This window comes from Enterobacter cloacae complex sp. S2, assembly GCF_015159675.1.
GTDB classification, from domain to species: Bacteria; Pseudomonadota; Gammaproteobacteria; order Enterobacterales; family Enterobacteriaceae; genus Enterobacter; species Enterobacter intestinihominis.
In genome coordinates, this window is record NZ_JADDTS010000039.1 from 1 (window position 1) to 18493 (window position 18493).

An 18493-nucleotide genomic window follows, 5' to 3' on the forward strand; every position below is an offset into this window, starting at 1 on the left:
TCCGTTCCGCCACTTATTAAAAGCCCTGAGCTAACGCTCAGGGCTTTTTTCTTATCTGTCGTTTAACTATTGCGAAATTAGCAAAAATCCTCTGCGTTTTACGATCTTTTTCGACATAACAACCACAGCGATAATCCTCCTCAGTTTACGAACATAACGATTGAGGAATGATATGACTATCCCTGCACTGGGTCTGGGCACTTTTCGCCTGAAGGACGACGTTGTTATCGCATCTGTTAAAACCGCACTCGAGTTGGGCTATCGCGCTATTGATACGGCGCAGATTTATGACAACGAAGCTGCCGTAGGTCAGGCTATCGAGGAGAGCGGCGTACCGCGCCATGAGCTTTTCATCACCACCAAAATCTGGATTGAGAACCTCAGCAAAGACAAGCTGATCCTGAGCCTGAAGGAAAGTCTGAAAAAGCTGCGTACTGACTATGTTGATCTGACGCTGATCCACTGGCCATCACCTGGCGATGCCGTCTCCGTAGAAGAGTTCATGCAGGCGCTGCTGGAAGCAAAAGAGCAGGGCTTGACGCGTGAAATTGGTATCTCGAATTTCACTATCCCATTGATGGAAAAAGCCATTGCCGCAGTGGGTAAAGAGAATATTGCTACTAACCAGATTGAACTCTCTCCTTACCTGCAAAACCGCAAAGTTGTGGACTGGGCGAAACAGCATGGCATTCACATCACCTCGTACATGACGCTGGCATATGGTAAGGCCCTGAAAGATGAAGTGATTGCACGCATCGCTGAAAAACACAATGCAACAGCTGCACAGGTGATCCTGGCATGGGCGATAGGTGAAGGATATGCCGTGATCCCGTCTTCAACCAAACGTGAAAACCTGGCAAGTAACCTGTTAGCGTGGGATCTCCAGCTCGATGATGAAGATAAAAAAGCGATCGCTGCACTGGAATGCAACGATCGTCTGGTCAGTCCCGAAGGGTTAGCACCTAACTGGGATTAATAAAACCCTCCCTCTGTACCCTTAAACCCTCACACAGCTCCTCCGGGAGCTGTTTTTATATGTTCGCTAAGGAAGTCGATAAAAGCGCGTATGCGCGTACTTACTGCTCTGTCACTGTAATACACCGCGCTAAAAGGCATCTCTACAGGTAAGCGTTTGTCAGCCATTAGCTCAACTAGCTGGCCCGCGGCTATTTCCTTATCAATCATATAGTCTGATAAACAGGCGATCCCGTTTCCTTCAAGACATAGCTGTTTCAGCGTTTCCCCGCTATTAGACGAAAGTCCGCAGGTGATCTCATGAAGTTGTCCGTCATGACAGGCCACGGGCCAGGTGTTCAGCGAGACAGGCTCCGTAAAGCCCAGGCAAAGGTGCTGCTTCAGCTCCTCAACGGTCTCAGGTTTGCCATGCTCTGCAATATATTGCGGTGACGCGATAATTTTGCGGTAGCTGGTGAACAGAGGGCGAGCGCGTAAACTTGAATCCGTCAGGGTTCCCGCGCGGATCGCCACGTCAACTTTACGCTCAATCAGGTTAATGAACGTCTCAGAGGAGACCAGAGACAGGGTCATCTCCGGGTAGCGTTCGCGGAAGGGTTTAATCAACGGCATCAGGAAATGCAGCACGACCGGCGTCGCCGCATCTATGCGCAGCAGCCCACGCGGCGTGCTGCGAGATTCCATGATTTCCGTTTCTGCTGCCGCCATCTCCTGCAAAACGGACTGCACGCGTCGAAAATAACGTTCACCTTCTTCCGTCAGGCTGAGCTGCCGCGTTGTTCTGTTGAGCAGACTCACCCCGAGCTTCATCTCCAGCTTTTTCACCGAGCGGCTGATGGCGGAGTTCGCCTGTCCGAGCTGTTCGGCAGCACGGCTGAAGCTGCCGCTTTCAACAACGGCAACGAAGACAGTCAGTTCTTCCGATGTGGCTTTCATTATTGCGTCACCTGCAAAATTCTATTGAGATTCTAACCATTTTTGTTATTTAAACACTGGCGCATACTGCCTGTCATCTTAATCCTGAAGAGACGGAGTATTTTATGCCACTGGCGCTTCTTGCCCTGACGATCAGTGCCTTCGCAATTGGCACGACCGAATTTGTTATTGTAGGACTTGTTCCTACCATTGCTGAACAACTCGCTATCTCGCTGCCTTCTGCCGGGCTGCTGGTATCTATTTACGCGTTAGGCGTCGCTGTTGGGGCGCCTGTGCTGACCGCACTGACTGGACGCTTTCCACGTAAACAACTGTTAGTTGCCCTGATGGTGCTCTTCACCGCTGGCAATATTCTGGCGTGGCAGTCACCGGATTACTCCACGCTGGTCATTGCCCGCCTGCTGACAGGCCTCGCGCACGGTGTCTTCTTCTCCATCGGTTCCACGATTGCAACCAGCCTGGTGCCAAAAGAGAAAGCGGCGTCAGCCATTGCGATTATGTTTGGTGGCTTAACCGTCGCGCTGGTCACCGGCGTGCCGTTAGGAACGTTTATCGGACAACATTTTGGTTGGCGTGAAACCTTCCTCGCGGTATCGCTGTTGGGCGTGATTGCTCTGGTAGCCAGCCTGCTGCTGGTGCCCTCCAGTATTCCGGGGCGCGCGAGCGTCAGCCTGAGCGATCAGGTTAAGGTTCTGACACACCCGCGCCTGCTGCTGATCTATGCCGTTACGGCCCTGGGTTATGGAGGTGTGTTCACTGCGTTCACCTTCCTTGCACCGATGATGCAGGAACTGGCTGGTTTTTCTCCGGGCGCGGTGAGCTGGATTTTACTGGGCTACGGTATCTCCGTCGCAATCGGCAATATCTGGGGCGGCAAGCTTGCGGATAAGCATGGTGCGGTACCGGCGCTGAAATTCATCTTCGCCGCCCTGGTTGCCCTGCTGATGATTTTCCAGTTCACCGCATCGATGCAATACGCCGCGCTGGTAACGGTGTTGGTTATGGGGATATTCGCTTTTGGTAACGTGCCGGGATTGCAGGTATATGTTGTGCAGAAAGCCGAACGTTATACGCCTAATGCGGTGGATGTCGCATCTGGGCTGAATATCGCCGCATTTAATATCGGTATCGCACTCGGTTCGGTTATCGGTGGGCAGGTGGTTGAACATGTTGGATTAACCCAAACGCCATGGATTGGTGCGGTAATTGTGCTTATCGCTATCCTCCTTATTGGTCTCAGTGGACGGCTTGATAAACCCGCTCGCGTTGCACTTGGATAAGTATCAGTAAGTGCTTGCTTACAAAACTGGAAAGCGGTTTCTCAGTAATTGCGTTGAAAGTGTGACCTAAAATCCCTATAACATTAGAACCAGTCCGTTTTCCGGGCTGGTTCATGTTACAGAGGCCGTTTCCAAAAGTGCGAAAAAATACCTATGCCATGCGTTATGTTGCCGGAATGCCTGCGGAGAGGATCTTGCCTCCGGGGTCGTTTGCGAGCCTTAGCCAGGCATTACCAGCGGGCACTCCATTAAGCAGTGACGAAAAAATTCGCGTACTGGTGTGGAACATCTTTAAGCAACAGCGTGCGGAGTGGTTATCCGTACTTCAAAATTTTGGTAAAGATGCGCATCTGGTTCTGTTACAGGAGGCGCAAACCACGCCTGAACTGGTCAGGTTTGCAACGACGAACTATCTTGCAGCCGATCAGGTGCCTGCCTTTGTTCTGCCACAGCATCCTTCCGGGGTGATGACCCTTTCAGCCGCACATCCGGTCTATTGCTGCCCGCTGCGTGAACGTGAGCCGATCCTGCGTCTGGCAAAATCAGCGCTGGTCACGGTCTATCCGTTGCCCGACACCCGTCTGCTGATGGTGGTAAACATTCATGCGGTGAACTTCAGCCTGGGTGTTGATGTGTACAGTAAGCAGTTACTTCCCATCGGCGATCAGATTGCTCATCACAGTGGGCCGATCATTATGGCCGGGGACTTCAATGCCTGGAGCCGTCCGCGTATGAACGCGTTGTACCGCTTCGCGCGTGAAATGTCGCTGCGTGAAGTTCGTTTTAACGATGACCAGCGCAAGAAAGCGTTTGGTCGTCCTCTCGATTTTGTCTTCTATCGGGGTTTAAGCGTGCACGACGCCTCCGTTCTGGTGACGCGCGCCTCCGATCATAATCCTCTACTAGTTGAATTCAGTCCCGGCAAACCTGATAAATAATGGTGCGTCAGGTCTGCCGTGGGGCAGGCCTGTGCGGGTGCTGCCCTTTATTTTTTAACCCATAAAAGGACAGCAACATGACAACAACACACTCCCATCATGACAACGTCGAAAAACAGTTTGGTTCTCAGGCAAGTGCCTACCTGAGCAGTGCCGTACATGCCTCTGGCCGCGATCTGGTACGTCTCGGCGAACGGCTCGCCGCGTTTCCTGACGCGCACGTGCTGGACTTAGGCTGCGGGGCGGGGCACGCCAGTTTTACCGCCGCACAGCAGGTTGCTCAGGTGACGGCATATGACTTATCGAGCCAGATGCTGGATGTGGTTGCTGAAGCGGCGAAAGCGAAAGGGCTGAATAACGTCACGACGCGCCAGGGCTACGCTGAATCTTTACCCTTTGAGGATGCATCCTTTGAGGCTGTGATTAGCCGTTACTCTGCACACCACTGGCATGATGTGGGGCAGGCATTACGGGAAGTGAAACGCGTGCTCAAACCGGGCGGAATATTCATCATCATGGACGTGATGTCTCCCGGGCATCCGGTACGGAATATCTGGCTCCAGACGGTTGAAGCGCTGCGTGATACCTCGCACGTGCAAAACTACTCCAGTGGAGAGTGGCTTACGTTTATCACCGAAGCTGGCTTGATTTCACGCTCATTGATAACCGACCGTTTGCCGCTGGAGTTCACGTCATGGATTGCACGGATGCGCACACCGGAGGCATTAACTCAGGCGATCCGATTGTATCAGGAGAGTGCCTCTGCTGATGTCAAGGCGTACTTTGAATTGCATGACGATGGTTCGTTTACCAGCGACACCATTATGGCTGAAGCGCAAAAAGCGGGATAAACAAAAAAGGCACCGAGGGGAATCGGTGCCTTTTTAATAAGCGATCGTACTATCAGGAATCTGGCGTAGCGCTGTTTTTCACAAACAACGTCAGCTGGTCGCCAGGTTGCAGGTTGTCAGTATCGTTGTTCCAGCGCATCACATCTTTGATGTTTACGCCGTGACGCTTAGCAATACTGGACAGCGAGTCGCCTTTACGTACGCGATAGGTAATGCTATCGCTGTTATTAGCGAGACGCTGTGCGCTGCTACCTGCACCTACGGTCAGCGTTTGACCCACTTTCAGACCGGATCCGCGCAGATTATTCCACTGCTGGAGATCTTTCGTATTCACGCCAAGACGTGATGCAATACCTGAAAGCGTATCACCTGAACGCACCTTATAGCTGCGGCTGCTTACAGGCGACGTATCAGCAATCAGCGTAGACTGAACGGCTGCAATTTCACCCGAAGCTAAAGACTCACGTAACTGCTCCGCGTGTTTCTGCGGAACCATCACATAGCGCGGGCCGCTTGCACCCAGCGTGGAGCCTTTAACACCTGCATTAAAGGTTTTAAGCTTACTTACCGACATACCCGTCATATCAGCAACCTGTTGAATATCAACAGGGCTGCTGAGGCGGACACGCGCCAGTGCACGACTTTCGTCTGGTGTTGGCAGTTGTACACCGTAACGTTTGCTGTTCTTGAGAATGTCACTCAGTGCCAGCATTTTCGGTACGTAAATCTTTGTTTCCTGTGGCAGTGAGAGCGACCAGAAGTCTGTGGATTTTCCACGCGCTTTATTCGCTTTCATTGCCTTCAGTACACGACCTTCACCACTGTTATACGCCGCGACAGTCAATAACCAGTCGCCGTCAAACATCTTGTTCAGACGTTGCATCATGTCGAGAGCGGCTGTCGTTGAAGCGACAACATCACGACGCGCATCGTAGTTGCGGGTCTGCTTTAAACCATAATTTCGCCCTGTGCTCGGAATGATCTGCCAGATGCCTGCTGCATTGGCGCCAGACGTCGCGTGCGGGTCAAAAGCGCTCTCCACTATGGGTAGTAGTACCAGTTCCATAGGCATGTTACGTTTCTTAACTTGCCCTGCTATCCAGTACATATACGGCTCTGCCCGTAATGTTACATCGTGGAGATAGCTCTTATTTCTCAAATACTTCTGTTTCTGTTCGCGAATCCGGCTGTTTTCCGGAATTCCCATCTTTAGCTCGTCGCCAATAGAGGCCCACAAGTCTTGTTCCTGCGCGAAGGATGTCCCATCGTCCAACCATCGCGCCTGACTCGTAAACTTCCCTGCTTCCCCTTGACCAGCCGCAGAAAGGCTCTGTGCGTGCTGTTGTACGTTGCTGCCGTTTTGTGACTGGCAACCTACAAGCAGGACAGAGGCGAGTAATATCGCTTTTGCCTTCATGTGTGTGTCAATAGTTGCTTAAAAGACGAGCGATGATAACGGCGAAATTTTGAAAAGGCAACCCGCAATTATCTGAAGTTATCTTTCTTTGACCTTAACCATGCAAATCGCGCTTCAGGTTGTAACAAATTTGTTTCTTGATTAATTTTATTAATTAAATCAACGTCATTCGTTCTTAAAAATAAATTTATTTGTCGCTCATTTTTCAGAATTACGGGGAGTGTTTTTTGGTTTTTTGCACGTAACTCCTTCACTTTCTGGTAATAATCCTGAATCGCCCGATCCTCTGGTAGTACGCTTGCAGCAAACTTCATATTCCCTAATGTATACTCATGTGCGCAACAAATTACGGTGTCGGCTGGCAGCGCATTAATTTTTTGTAAAGATTGATACATCTGTTCTGGCGTGCCTTCAAACAGCCTTCCACAGCCGCCGGAAAACAGCGTGTCGCCACAAAAAAGATAAGGTTTGCTGTAGAAACAGAGATGACCGGAAGTGTGACCTGGCGTAGCAAATACGGAAAACTCGCACCCGAGGATGAGGATACTTTCGCCTTCTTCGACAACTTGCGTCGTACCCTTATCCTGTGTCTCTGCTGGTCCGTAGACGGGAATATGGGGATAGCGCGCAAGGAGATCGGGAACACCACCGACATGATCGTGATGGTGATGGGTAAGGAGGATCGCTTCAGGCTGCCAGTCGTTTTCTTCTATCGCGTGCAGGATCGGTACGGATTCGCCGGGATCAACAATGATGCATCTGCGATCGTCATCGACTAAAACCCAGATGTAATTGTCCTGAAAGGCGGAAATACTGATAAGATTCATGCATTACCTCTTATAGCGTGGCGGGTGTTTTGATGAAACCGGCAAGGATACCTCAGACTGTCGCACCACCGGAACGTTGGGCAGAGTTGCCCTGGGGTGAATATTATCGCGAGGCCTTAGAACTTCAGCTTAAACCCTGGCTCGCGAAAATGTATGGTTTTCACCTGCTTAAGATTGGCAATCTGAGCGCAGAAATCAATACCGAAAGCTGCGCTATCTCGCATCAGGTTAGCGTATCGCTTAATGGCTCCCCGGTTCAGGTGAAGGCTGATCCGCTGCATTTGCCGTTTGCGGAAAAATCCATTGATGCCTGTCTGCTCGCCCATGCGCTGCCCTGGTGTAGCGATCCCCATCGTCTGCTGCGGGAAGCCGACCGCGTGTTGATTGATGACGGCTGGCTGATCCTGAGCGGTTTTAATCCGCTGAGTCTGATCGGGCTACGTAAACTGACGCCCGTTCTGCGCCGCACGGCGCCATATAACAGCCGGATGTTTACCATGATGCGCCAGCTGGACTGGCTTTCATTGTTAAATTTCGAAGTGCTGAGCTACGGGGGTTTTCAGGTCATCCCCTGGACGCGTAAAGGCGGGGTCTTATTAAGTACCCATTTACCCGCGCTGGGCTGCATGCAATTTATTGTCGCGCGTAAGAGGACGATCCCACTTACGCTCAACCCAATGAAGCAAAGCAAATCAAAAACGCGGATCCGCCAGACCGTGGGTGCCACGCGGCAGTACAAAAAACCGTGATCAGGATTCAGGTTGATAACCTGCATCCTCATGGGTTGGGTTTGATGCCGCCGCGCGAGCCAGCTCGTCACAGCGTTCGTTTTCAGGGTGACCGGCGTGCCCCTTTACCCACTCCCATTTGATTTCGTGCTGACCGAGGGCGGCATCAAGACGCTTCCAGAGATCGACATTCTTGACGGGTTTTTTCTCTGCCGTTTTCCAACCGCGCTTTTTCCAGTTGTGGATCCATTGGGTAATGCCCTGGCGAACATACTGGCTGTCGGTACTCAGCACCACGTCACAATGTTCTTTTAAGGCTTCCAGCGCCACGATGGCCGCCATCAACTCCATGCGGTTGTTGGTGGTCAGGAAATAGCCTTCACTAAATGTTTTTTCATGCTGGCGATAGCGCATAATGGCGCCATAGCCGCCGGGCCCTGGGTTACCGAGACAAGATCCATCGGTGAAAATTTCTACCTGTTTACGCATCTCTGGTAGACTTCCTGTATTTGAAACGTTCAGTAAAACGATAAGTCTGACATAAATGACCGCTATGAGCACTGCAATTACTCGCCAGATTGTTCTTGATACCGAAACCACCGGTATGAACCAGATTGGCGCCCACTACGAAGGGCACAAAATCATTGAGATTGGTGCCGTTGAAGTGGTGAACCGCCGTCTTACGGGCAACAACTTCCACGTTTACCTCAAACCCGATCGGCTGGTGGATCCGGAAGCGTTCGGCGTTCACGGGATTGCCGATGAGTTTTTGCTGGATAAGCCCACCTTCGCCGATGTCGCGGATGAATTTCTCGACTACATCAGAGGTGCGGAACTTGTCATTCATAACGCGTCGTTCGATATCGGCTTTATGGACTATGAGTTCAGCAAGCTCAACCGCGATATTCCAAAGACCAATACGTTCTGTAAAGTCACGGATAGCCTGGCGCTGGCAAGGAAGATGTTTCCCGGCAAGCGTAACAGCCTTGATGCCCTGTGCTCTCGCTATGAGATAGACAACACCAAGCGAACCCTGCACGGCGCATTGCTCGATGCCCAGATCCTGGCCGATGTTTACCTGACCATGACCGGCGGGCAAACGTCGATAAAATTCAGTATGGAAAATGAATCCCAGCAGACGCGGGATGAAGGCGGCATTCAGCGTGTCGTGCGCCAGGCTAATCGCCTGCGGGTTGTTTTAGCCAGTGATGAAGAGCTGATGAACCACGAATCTCGCCTCGATTTAGTTCAGAAGAAGGGCGGAAGCTGTCTGTGGCGTGGGTGAAAAAAGGCGGAAACGTTTGTTAAATCACCGTTTGGGTGATTTTTGCAGCAAACGATTCAAAACCTGAGAAAAAGCGTTGACGAGTTACGAGGCAGACCGTAATATTCGCCTCGTTCCCCAAGCGGGAACAGTGGAGCGGTAGTTCAGTCGGTTAGAATACCTGCCTGTCACGCAGGGGGTCGCGGGTTCGAGTCCCGTCCGTTCCGCCACTTATTCAGAAAGCCTGAATCAGAAATGATTCAGGCTTTCGTCGTTTTATACTCCCTACACTCGCTTAACTCTCTTCTTATTTTCGTTAACAAAAAGTTAATATAATCAGTGCAATTTATTAACATTTGCACGGTTTTAGTGCGTTATTTGCACTGCTTTTGTGCATTGTTTGCCCATCTCCTCTCCGAACCTCACTTAGTTATGTAATAATTATGTAAAAATAATTCATAAGAAATCATTCGGTTACCGATCATTTTTCAGAAAAGATCTGAACCAATGCGCTATTGGTTCGCTTATTGCTTAATCATTAGCACGATAAGTAGTCCGTCATATCAATAACTTATCGTTAATAAAAATAAAGTCATGATGAAAGCGAGCGAACCAATATGGAAAAACCTTCACGGGTTTTAGCAAATTCCAGCACCGCGCTTGACCAGTTGCGCGGGCTTATCAACCAGCACGAGTCAACACCAGGCACTCCGCTGCCCACTGAACGTGAGCTATCGGAAACACTCGGCGTAGGACGACGCGAAGTGCGTCGCGCGCTGGACGTGCTGGAAGAAGAAGGGCGGATCTGGCGCAAGCAGGGCAAAGGTACCTTCATTGGTCCGGCTGCCCCTGTTGAGCCGTTGGCGCTTCAGGGATTGGTTCAGCAAACCAACCTGCTGGAAGTCATGGAAGCTCGACTACAGCTCGAACCCGGCTTAGCCCGACTTGCGGCACTGCGTGCCACCAGGGAAAACCTCGCGCTCATGCAGCGCATGCTGGAACGCATTGACAAGGTCAGCCCGGATGACCGCGATCTTAACGAACTGTGGGATAGCGCCTTTCACCGCGCCATTGCGGAAGCTGCCGGCAACCGCCTGATGCTAGGGCTTTTCGATGCGATAGATGCCGTCCGCCGGGAGCCCGGCTGGCAGTATTTACGCGAGCTTGCCCGCACCCCCGAACGTGTCGACAACTACAACGACCACCATCACAAAATCATGTCAGCGATTATTCATCGCCAGCCTAATGAAGCTGCGGCCGCCATGCGCGAACACCTGCTCAGCCTGCAAACCGCCCTGATTCAGGCCATCCACCTTGAGGACGATTCCACGCTATGACGACGATACCCTTTAAGGACTCCACTCCCGTACTGCGGCTGCAAAACCTCAACGTTAAATTCGCGGGCTCGCCGGTGAGTGTGCTCGAAGATATCTCGCTGATGGTAAGGGCGGGCGAAACGCTGGCGCTGGTGGGCGAGTCCGGCTGTGGTAAAAGCATCACTTCCCTGGCGCTGATGGGGTTATTGCCTGCCAGCGCCAGGATCGTCAGCGGGGAGATGCACTTCCGCCGCCACGATCTGCGCAAGCTCTCGCCGCGCGAGTATGCCAATCTGCGCGGCAGCGAGCTGGCGATGATATTCCAGGAGCCCATGACCTCGCTCAACCCGGTTTTCACGCTTGGCGATCAGCTCAGTGAAGCGGTGATGCGCCATCAAACGATCTCCCGGGCTGAGGCGATGACGGTTGCGCTACAGATCCTGGAGAAGGTGCAGATCCCGGCCGCAGAGATGCGCCTTAAGGCTTACCCGCATCAGCTTTCCGGCGGTATGCGCCAGCGCGTGATGATTGCGATGGCGCTGATAAACCATCCCAAATTACTGATCGCTGACGAACCCACTACCGCTCTGGACGTGACCATTCAGGCGCAAATTCTCGCTCTGCTCAATACCTTAAAAGAAGAAACGGGCACGGCGGTGCTGATGATCACCCACGATTTAGGCGTGGTGGCCGAAGTGGCGCAGCAGGTGGTGGTGATGTATGCCGGCCAGGTAGTAGAGCAGGGAAGCGTCGAGGCGATATTTGCCGACCCGCAGCACCCGTACACAATTGGCCTGATGGGCTCGATCCCCTCCCTTGGCGTACGCAAGGGCCAGCTTTCCACCATTCCCGGATCGGTCCCGCTGCCGGAATCTATGCCTCAGGGCTGCCGCTTCGCCACCCGGTGTCCCTTCGCGCAGACGCGCTGTCATGCTGAAAAACCACCGCTCACTATGCTCGGCACGGGTCATCAGGTTGCCTGCTTCCGCGTGCCGCTGGAACAACACATTGCCCTGGGAGAAATTGCATGACCACGCCCATTCTTGAAGCCCGGGATCTGAGCAAGCTTTTCCCCGGCCCGAAAAAACTGTTTACGCCGGCCCGCTTTGTCACGGCTGTTGACCGCGTTTCACTGTCGGTGCTGCCAGGCGAAACGCTGGCTATTGTCGGCGAATCAGGTTCCGGGAAATCCACCCTCGGCCGTCTGCTGCTGCGCCTGCTGGGCGCCAGCGAAGGGCGCGTATTTTATCAGGGTGAGGAGATCACCCACGCCTCAGGCGCACGTCTGAACCAGCTCCGGCGTGAGCTACAGATCATCTTTCAGGATCCCTTCGCCTCGCTGAACCCGCGCATGACGGTAGAACAGATTGTCGGTGAGCCGCTGTGGCTGCACCAGAACATGAAAAAAGCGGATCGCCAGTACCACGTCGCCGAGCTGCTCAGGACGGTCGGCTTGCCCGCGGCCTGGGCCGGACGTTATCCGCACGAATTTTCCGGCGGGCAGCGTCAGCGTATCGGCATTGCGCGCGCGCTGGCGTCAGGCCCAAAGCTGCTGCTGGGCGATGAACCGGTTTCCGCACTGGATGTTTCCGTCCAGGCACAGGTGGTCAATTTACTGGAAAGCCTGAAGCACCAGTTGGGGCTAACGATGGTGATCGTCGCCCACGGTCTGGCGGTTATCCGTCATATGAGCGACCGCGTGGCGGTGATGTATCTTGGGCAAATCGTCGAGCTGGCCACCGTCGACGATATCTTCGACGCGCCGCTGCATCCTTATACCCAGGCATTAATTGCCTCTGCGCCGCAAATGCAGCCAGGCGTAGCGCGGGATGCGCCGCTGTTGCAGGGTGATTTACCGAACCCGGCTAATCCGCCCTCCGGCTGCCGTTTCCACACCCGTTGCCCCTATGTTAGCGATGAATGTCGTCAGGTTGAGCCGATTCATCAGGTAATCGACGGCGGACGTCAGGTCGCCTGCCACCGCTGGCAGGAGATTAATCGCGATCGCAGCGTTATACAGATCGCACCGCCATCCGCCGCATTTTTGCGCCGCCGCGCGCTGTTTGAACACGCGGCTACTCACTCCTCCCTTCCTTCAAGGAACTCATGATAATGACAATGCGTAATTCTCTTTTGACCGTACTGGGAAGTGTTATGTTGCTTGGTGCGGCGCTGCCCGCCCATTCTGAAAGCGTGCTGCGAATCGGCCTGGGTGCAGATCCGGACATGCTGGACCCGCATCTGGCGCGTACCTATTATGGCCGCTTCGTCTTTGCCTCCCTGTGTGACCGGCTGGTGGACGTGGACGAGCACCTCAAGGTGGTGCCGGGACTGGCGAAATCCTGGGCGTGGAGCGATGACGGCAAAACGCTGACCCTGGATCTCCGTGAAGGCGTGGCCTTCCACGACGGTGAAAAATTCGATGCCGCCGCCGCGAAATACAACCTCGACCGGGCCCTGACGCTAAAAGGCTCTCTGCGTAAAAGTGAACTCTCTTCCGTTGAGTCGGTGGAGGTCACCGGCCCGATGCAGATAGCCCTGCACCTGAAAACGCCGGATGCCGCACTTCTGATGCAGCTCACCGATCGCGCAGGCGCAATGATGGCGCCGGAAGCCGCGAAAAAAGCCGATTTTGCCGCCCATCCGGTCTGTTCCGGCCCGTATAAATTCGACAGCCGCGTGTCGCAGGACCGCATTGTGCTGACCCGCTTCGACAACTACTGGAACAAAGACGCCTACCACTTCGATAAAATTATCTATCTGCCGATCCCGGATGCCTCCGTGCGCCTGGCGAACCTGCGCGCGGGCGATCTCGACCTGACCGAAGGCATTGCCGCCAGCGACGTCAAAACCGTCGAAGCCGACAGCAAGCTGGCGCTGGCGAAGGTGACGGGCCTCGGATACCAGGGTATCACCTTCAATATTAACAATGGCAAAGTCCCGGCGAACGATCCCTTCAAAGATGCCCGCGTGCGTGAAGCATTTTCCCAGGCCATCGATCGCGATGCTTTAAACCAGGTAGTGTTCGAAGGGCTTTACACTCCGGCAAACCAGGCGTTTTCGCCGGTAAGCCCGTATCACGTCAATCTTCCGGTTCCCCCGCGTGACGTCGACAAAGCCAAAGCGCTGCTGAAAGCCGCAGGCTTCACCGCGCCGCTGACCGTCAATCTACTGGTGCCGAACAACCCAACCTCGCAGCAGGTGGGCCAGGTATTGCAGGCGATGGTGGCAGAGGCGGGCTTTAACCTGAACCTGCAAATGACCGAGTTCGCCACGCTGCTGGATCGCCAGCAGAGCGGTGACTACCAGTTGAGCTTCTCCGGCTGGTCGGGTCGCCCGGATCCAGATGGCAGCATCTACGGCTTTATCAACAGCAAAGGCACCCTCAACGACGGCCGCTACAGCAATGCTCAGGTGGATGAATGGCTAACGCAGGCGCGTCAGAGCACCGATCAGGCCGCCCGCCAGCCGCTGTATGACAAGGTTGTGAAGCAGCTTCAGACCGATATGCCGATTGCATACCTTTACTTCGAACCGCGCATTTTTGGCCTGAACAAGCGCGTGCAGGGCTTTAAAGCGTACCCGGACGGCATTGTGCGTCTGGCTGGCTTAACGCTGGCGAAATAAACCTCCTGAGGAGAACCCATGCTGGAACTGATTTGCAAACGTCTGCTGCTGGCTATACCCACTCTGCTGCTGGTGAGCATGATGGTGTTCGGCCTGCAAAAGCTGCTGCCTGGCGATCCGCTGATTGCCATGGCCGGGGAGGAGCGCGATCCGGCGGTGATCGCCCAGCTGCGTGCTGAGCTGAATCTGGACGCGCCGATCCCCGTGCAGTATTTCAACTGGCTGACGCGGGCGCTGCAAGGCGATCTGGGTGTCTCCTTACGCACTCATGAGCCGGTCACGCAACTGATTGCCAGCAAGCTGCCGGTCACGCTGGAACTGTCGCTGCTGGCGATGATTATCGCGCTGGTGTTTGGTATCAGCATGGGGATCCTCGCGGCGGTGAACAAAAACAGCTGGGTCGATCACGGGGCGAACTTTGTGGCGATCTCGGGGATCTCAATACCGCACTTCTGGCTGGGGATCCTGCTGATTCTGGTCTTTTCAGTAAACCTGCAATGGTTGCCTGCGTCCGGTTATGTGCCGTTCAGTGAAGATCCGATCCAGAACCTGCGGACATTGCTGCTGCCCGCGTCCGTGCTCGGAACCGGCCTGGCGGCGACGCTGATGCGCCATACCCGCGCGTCGATGATTGCGGTGCTGAAAGCGGATTACATCCGCACCGCGCGCGCTAAGGGGCTGCTGCCGAAAGCGGTGATCCTGAAGCACGCCTTTCGCAATGCGCTGGTGCCGGTGATCACCCTCACCACGTTGCTGTTCGGCGAGCTGCTGGGCGGGGCGGTGCTGACCGAGCAGGTGTTCACCATTCCGGGCTTCGGCAAAATGATCGTCGACTCGGTGTTCAACCGCGACTACGCGGTGGTGCAGGGCGTAGTGCTGATCGTGGCGATCGGTTTCCTGATGCTCAACCTGCTGGCTGACGTGCTCTACGTCCTTATCAACCCGAAAATGCGAGGTTAATCATGGCGGAACTGACGACGCAAACCGTGGCGCCCGCGCTGCCGCGCGCGCAAAACCGGGTGCTGAAAAAATTCCTCGCCAATAAAAGTGCGGTGATTGGCGCGCTTGTGGTGGGCTTTTTTGTGCTGGTGGCGCTGCTGGCGCCGTGGATCGCGCCATTTGACCCGGTCAAAGCTAACTTCCTCGCGGTGCGCAAAGCGCCATCGGCGATGTACTGGTTCGGCACCGACGAGCTGGGGCGCGATATCTTGTCCCGCATTATCTGGGGGGCGAGAACCTCGCTGATGGCGGGCTGTATGTCGGTGGCGATCGCGGTTGTCATCGGCGTGCCGCTGGGGCTGGTGGCGGGTTATTTCCAGAAGATGTGGGACGGGGTGATCTCCCGCTTTATTGAGGCACTGCTGGCCTGTCCATTCCTGATCATGGCGATCGCGCTGGGGGCATTCTTAGGCCCAAGCCTGACGAATGCCATGATCGCTATTGGACTCTCGGCAATGCCGATCTTCGCCCGCCTGACGCGCGGCCAGGTGATCGCCATTCGCAACGAAGAGTACATCGACGGCGCGCGGGCGATTGGCCTGCCGGACCGCTGGATCATCATTAAATACGTTCTGCCCAACGTGATGTCACCTATCCTGGTGCAGGCCACGCTGGCCATTGCCTCGGCGATTATCGCCGAAGCCAGCCTTTCGTTTTTAGGGTTAGGCCAACAGCCGCCGAACCCATCCTGGGGCTCCATGCTCAACACCGCAAAAGGGTTTCTCGAACAGGCGCCGTGGATGTCGGTTTTCCCCGGCGTGGCGATTTTCCTTGCCGTTCAGGGCTTTAATTTACTCGGCGACGGGCTGCGCGATGCGCTCGATCCGCGCCACGACTAAGGAGTCATGATGACCAAAGCGCTCGATTTTACAACCGGTTACGATTCACGACGCCCGCCGATGATGGGCCATAACGCCGTTGCCACCTCGCAGCCGCTGGCGGCACAGGCAGGAATGAAGATGCTACAGCTGGGCGGAAATGCCGTTGATGCGGCGATTGCGACCGCCATGGCGCTGACCGTTGTCGAGCCGACCGGCAACGGCATCGGCAGCGATGCTTTTGCCATTGTCTGGGACGGTGAAAAACTTCACGGTCTGAATGCGTCCGGTCGTTCGCCAGCCAGCTGGCATGCGGATCTGTTTGCCGGAAAAACCGCCGTACCGGAAATCGGCTGGGACGCGGTGACCGTGCCGGGTGCGGTGTCGGGCTGGGTGGCGCTGGCTGAACGTTTTGGCACGCTGCCGCTGACCACGCTCGCGCAGCCAGCCATTGATTACGCGCGTAACGGTTTCCCGGTCTCGCCGCTGATCGGCCATCTCTGGCAGCGCGGCTACAACAAGCTGAAAGATCAGCCCGGGTTTAGTGCCTGCTTTGCGCCGGAAGGCCGCGCGCCGCGCGTGGGGGAGATCTTCCGTAACCCGGCGCAGGCGAACTCACTGGAGCTGATCGCCAAAACCAACGGCGACGCGTTTTACCGTGGCGAACTGGCGCAGAAAATTGCCGCCTTCGCCAAAGCACATGGTGCACACCTGACCGAAGCAGACCTGGCGAATCACCGTGTGGACTGGGTGGAACTGCTATCGCGCGACTTCGCGGGCGGTTCGGTGCAGGAATTGCCACCAAACGGTCAGGGGATCGCCACCCTGATTGCGCTCGGCATTCTGGAGCAGTGCGGCATCGAGAAACATCACCCGGATTCCGTGCAGGGGCTGCACCTCTCTATAGAGGCAATGAAGCTGGCGCTGGCGGATCTCGATCGCTACGTTGCGGATGAAGAGCATATGGAGTTTGCCGCCAAAGCGCTGCTGAGCGACCATTATCTGAAGTCGCGCGCCGCGCTTATCAATCACGATAAAGCCTCTGATTTTGTGTACGGATCGCCGACGCAGAGTGGGACGGTTTACCTCAGCGCAGCGGATTCCAGCGGGATGATGATCTCCTTTATTCAGTCCAATTTTATGGGCTTCGGTTCAGGGATCGTGGTGCCGGAGACGGGGATCAGCCTGCAAAACCGCGGCTGCGGCTTTGTGCTCGATCCCAAACACCCGAACGCGCTGGCGGGCAGCAAGCGTCCTTTCCACACCATCATTCCGGGCTTTGCGATGGACGGTAACGGCAAACCGCTGATGTCCTTCGGCGTGATGGGCGGCCCGATGCAGGCGCAGGGGCACATGCAGATGGCGCTGCGCATTATGCTGCACGGGCAAAACCCGCAAGCGGCGATTGACGCCCCGCGCTGGCGCGTGGTGCAGGGCAGGGAAGTGGTTGTTGAATCGACCTTCGATCGCAATATCATCGCGGCGCTGCGCGAGCGCGGACACCAGATAGTGGTGGAAGATCCGCTTCAGGATTACAATTTTGGCGGCGCGCAGGTGATTTACCGTATGCCGGAAGGGCACTACGTGGCTGCGACGGAGAGCCGCAAAGACGGGCAGGCGTTGGTGAGCTGATTTGTAGGCCGGGTAAGGCGCAGCCGCCACCCGGCTTTTTCTTATCCAATGCTAAATGGATCTGCATCCTGCCAGGCCGGAAACTTCTCCCGATACTCCTTTAACGCCGTTAACGAGATCTCAGCGTCAATTCGTGTCGCCTGATGCGGCTCGGCGGTGGCAATAATCTCACCCTGCGGACTGATCACCCGGCTGTCACCGCGATAGTGATGCCCGTTACCGTCCGTTCCTACACGGTTACAGCCAACGACATAAGCCTGATTTTCAATCGCGCGCGCGGTCAGTAAAGCCTGCCAGTGCAGGGAGCGTGGGGCGGGCCAGTTGGCGACGTACAACGCCAGGTCATAATCGTTGCGGTTGCGCGACCACACCGGGAAGCGCAGGTCATAGCAGACCAGCGGCAGAATACGCCAGCCGCGCCATTCAAATACCACGCGTTCGTTTCCGGCTTCATAATGTTGATGTTCATCCGCCATGCGGAACAGATGGCGCTTATCGTAGAAATGGACGTTTCCTTCCGGCTCGACCAGCAGGAAGCGATTGACCGGTCCGCGCCCGGTCTGGAGCGCGACGCTGCCGGCAATCAGCGCGTTTGTTTCCTGCGCCCTGGCGTGCATCCAGGCCACCACCTCGTCCTGCGGCATGGACTGTTTTGCTGCCTCCATCGCGAAACCTGTGGTGAACATCTCCGGCAGGACAATCACATCGCGTCCGGTAATCTCTTCCAGCTGGCGATCAAAATGGCGAAGGTTGGCGGGACCGTCCATCCACACTAAAGGTTGCTGCAAAACAGAAATCTTTAAACCAGGCACGATACAGGCTCCTTAATAAACACTTTTTGACACTGTAGCACGTCATTACCAGAAAATGTGGCAATAAAAAACC

General features: G+C 55.0%; 18 protein-coding genes and 1 tRNA gene. 14 read left to right on the top strand and 5 right to left on the bottom strand.

All coding sequences use genetic code 11. The annotated features are described in order from the left end of the window. Window positions 1-172 precede the first annotated feature (172 nt). Complete coding sequence (gene dkgB / locus IPZ49_RS18200) at window positions 173-976, top strand: 2,5-didehydrogluconate reductase DkgB (protein ID WP_048966286.1); 804 nt, start codon at window positions 173-175, stop codon at window positions 974-976. Window positions 977-1005: 29 nt separating this feature from the next. Here dkgB and yafC read toward each other — a convergent pair whose 3' ends face one another. Next, window positions 1006-1911, bottom strand: coding sequence for a DNA-binding transcriptional regulator YafC (yafC, locus tag IPZ49_RS18205; protein WP_022647124.1), 906 nt, complete (start codon window positions 1909-1911; stop codon window positions 1006-1008). A 104-nt stretch (window positions 1912-2015) separates the two neighbouring features. Between yafC and IPZ49_RS18210 the strand changes: the two genes are divergently transcribed. The 3 genes from IPZ49_RS18210 (at window position 2016) to IPZ49_RS18220 (ending at window position 4980) form a co-directional block, all read left to right on the top strand. After that, window positions 2016-3191 (top strand): MFS transporter, encoded by a 1176-nt coding sequence (locus IPZ49_RS18210; RefSeq protein WP_063146737.1) that lies wholly within the window; start codon window positions 2016-2018, stop codon window positions 3189-3191. Window positions 3192-3328: 137 nt separating this feature from the next. Next, the gene (locus IPZ49_RS18215) at window positions 3329-4129 is read left to right on the top strand and encodes an endonuclease/exonuclease/phosphatase family protein (protein WP_032621812.1); all 801 of its coding nucleotides are present in this window, start codon (window positions 3329-3331) and stop codon (window positions 4127-4129) included. 77 nt (window positions 4130-4206) lie between these two features. Then, window positions 4207-4980: a class I SAM-dependent methyltransferase gene (locus IPZ49_RS18220; RefSeq protein WP_022647127.1), complete on the top strand. Its 774-nt coding sequence runs from the start codon at window positions 4207-4209 to the stop codon at window positions 4978-4980. A gap of 52 nt (window positions 4981-5032) precedes the next feature. Here IPZ49_RS18220 and mltD read toward each other — a convergent pair whose 3' ends face one another. Beyond that, window positions 5033-6397, bottom strand: a complete 1365-nt coding sequence (mltD, locus tag IPZ49_RS18225; protein ID WP_063146736.1) for a murein transglycosylase D — start codon at window positions 6395-6397, stop codon at window positions 5033-5035. Window positions 6398-6465: 68 nt separating this feature from the next. Then, on the bottom strand, window positions 6466-7224 hold the full coding sequence (gloB, locus tag IPZ49_RS18230) for a hydroxyacylglutathione hydrolase (protein ID WP_022647129.1): 759 nt from the start codon (window positions 7222-7224) through the stop codon (window positions 6466-6468). Window positions 7225-7256: 32 nt separating this feature from the next. Between gloB and IPZ49_RS18235 the strand changes: the two genes are divergently transcribed. Continuing rightward, window positions 7257-7973, top strand: coding sequence for a class I SAM-dependent methyltransferase (locus IPZ49_RS18235; protein ID WP_063146734.1), 717 nt, complete (start codon window positions 7257-7259; stop codon window positions 7971-7973). On the opposite strand, the gene rnhA is transcribed toward IPZ49_RS18235, so the two are convergent. Further along, window positions 7974-8552 (bottom strand): ribonuclease HI, encoded by a 579-nt coding sequence (rnhA, locus tag IPZ49_RS18240; RefSeq protein ID WP_160840538.1) that lies wholly within the window; start codon window positions 8550-8552, stop codon window positions 7974-7976. Here rnhA and dnaQ point away from each other — a divergent pair. The 9 genes from dnaQ to IPZ49_RS18285 all read left to right on the top strand — a co-directional run bounded on the left by dnaQ (window position 8506) and on the right by IPZ49_RS18285 (window position 17608). Beyond that, window positions 8506-9237, top strand: a complete 732-nt coding sequence (gene dnaQ / locus IPZ49_RS18245; RefSeq protein ID WP_072201000.1) for a DNA polymerase III subunit epsilon — start codon at window positions 8506-8508, stop codon at window positions 9235-9237. The two genes, rnhA and dnaQ, sit on opposite strands and share 47 nt — an antisense overlap. 132 nt (window positions 9238-9369) lie before the next feature. Continuing rightward, window positions 9370-9446 (top strand) — tRNA-Asp (locus tag IPZ49_RS18250). A gap of 387 nt (window positions 9447-9833) precedes the next feature. Further along, a complete protein-coding gene (locus IPZ49_RS18255; RefSeq protein WP_022647132.1) occupies window positions 9834-10553 on the top strand; it encodes a FadR/GntR family transcriptional regulator in 720 nt (239 codons plus the stop codon). Further along, entirely contained in the window at window positions 10550-11563 is a 1014-nt protein-coding gene (locus tag IPZ49_RS18260) for an ABC transporter ATP-binding protein (protein ID WP_048966291.1), read from the top strand. The genes IPZ49_RS18255 and IPZ49_RS18260 overlap by 4 nt, the downstream gene beginning before the upstream one ends. Continuing rightward, window positions 11560-12642 carry an ABC transporter ATP-binding protein gene (locus tag IPZ49_RS18265; RefSeq protein WP_022647134.1) on the top strand — a complete coding sequence of 361 codons (1083 nt, stop codon included), beginning with the start codon at window positions 11560-11562 and terminating at the stop codon, window positions 12640-12642. Before IPZ49_RS18260 ends, IPZ49_RS18265 begins: the two co-directional genes overlap by 4 nt. Window positions 12643-12644: 2 nt before the next feature. Beyond that, window positions 12645-14159 carry an ABC transporter substrate-binding protein gene (locus IPZ49_RS18270; RefSeq protein WP_074143130.1) on the top strand — a complete coding sequence of 505 codons (1515 nt, stop codon included), beginning with the start codon at window positions 12645-12647 and terminating at the stop codon, window positions 14157-14159. 18 nt (window positions 14160-14177) lie between these two features. Continuing rightward, entirely contained in the window at window positions 14178-15119 is a 942-nt protein-coding gene (locus IPZ49_RS18275; protein WP_022647136.1) for an ABC transporter permease, read from the top strand. Between the two features lie 2 nt (window positions 15120-15121). Further along, window positions 15122-15997, top strand: coding sequence for an ABC transporter permease (locus tag IPZ49_RS18280; protein WP_048965741.1), 876 nt, complete (start codon window positions 15122-15124; stop codon window positions 15995-15997). Window positions 15998-16006: 9 nt separating this feature from the next. Next, the gene (locus IPZ49_RS18285; RefSeq protein ID WP_063146732.1) at window positions 16007-17608 is read left to right on the top strand and encodes a gamma-glutamyltransferase family protein; all 1602 of its coding nucleotides are present in this window, start codon (window positions 16007-16009) and stop codon (window positions 17606-17608) included. Between the two features lie 41 nt (window positions 17609-17649). Here IPZ49_RS18285 and IPZ49_RS18290 read toward each other — a convergent pair whose 3' ends face one another. Further along, on the bottom strand, window positions 17650-18420 hold the full coding sequence (locus IPZ49_RS18290; protein ID WP_023305484.1) for an amidohydrolase: 771 nt from the start codon (window positions 18418-18420) through the stop codon (window positions 17650-17652). Between the last annotated feature and the right edge of the window lie 73 nt (window positions 18421-18493).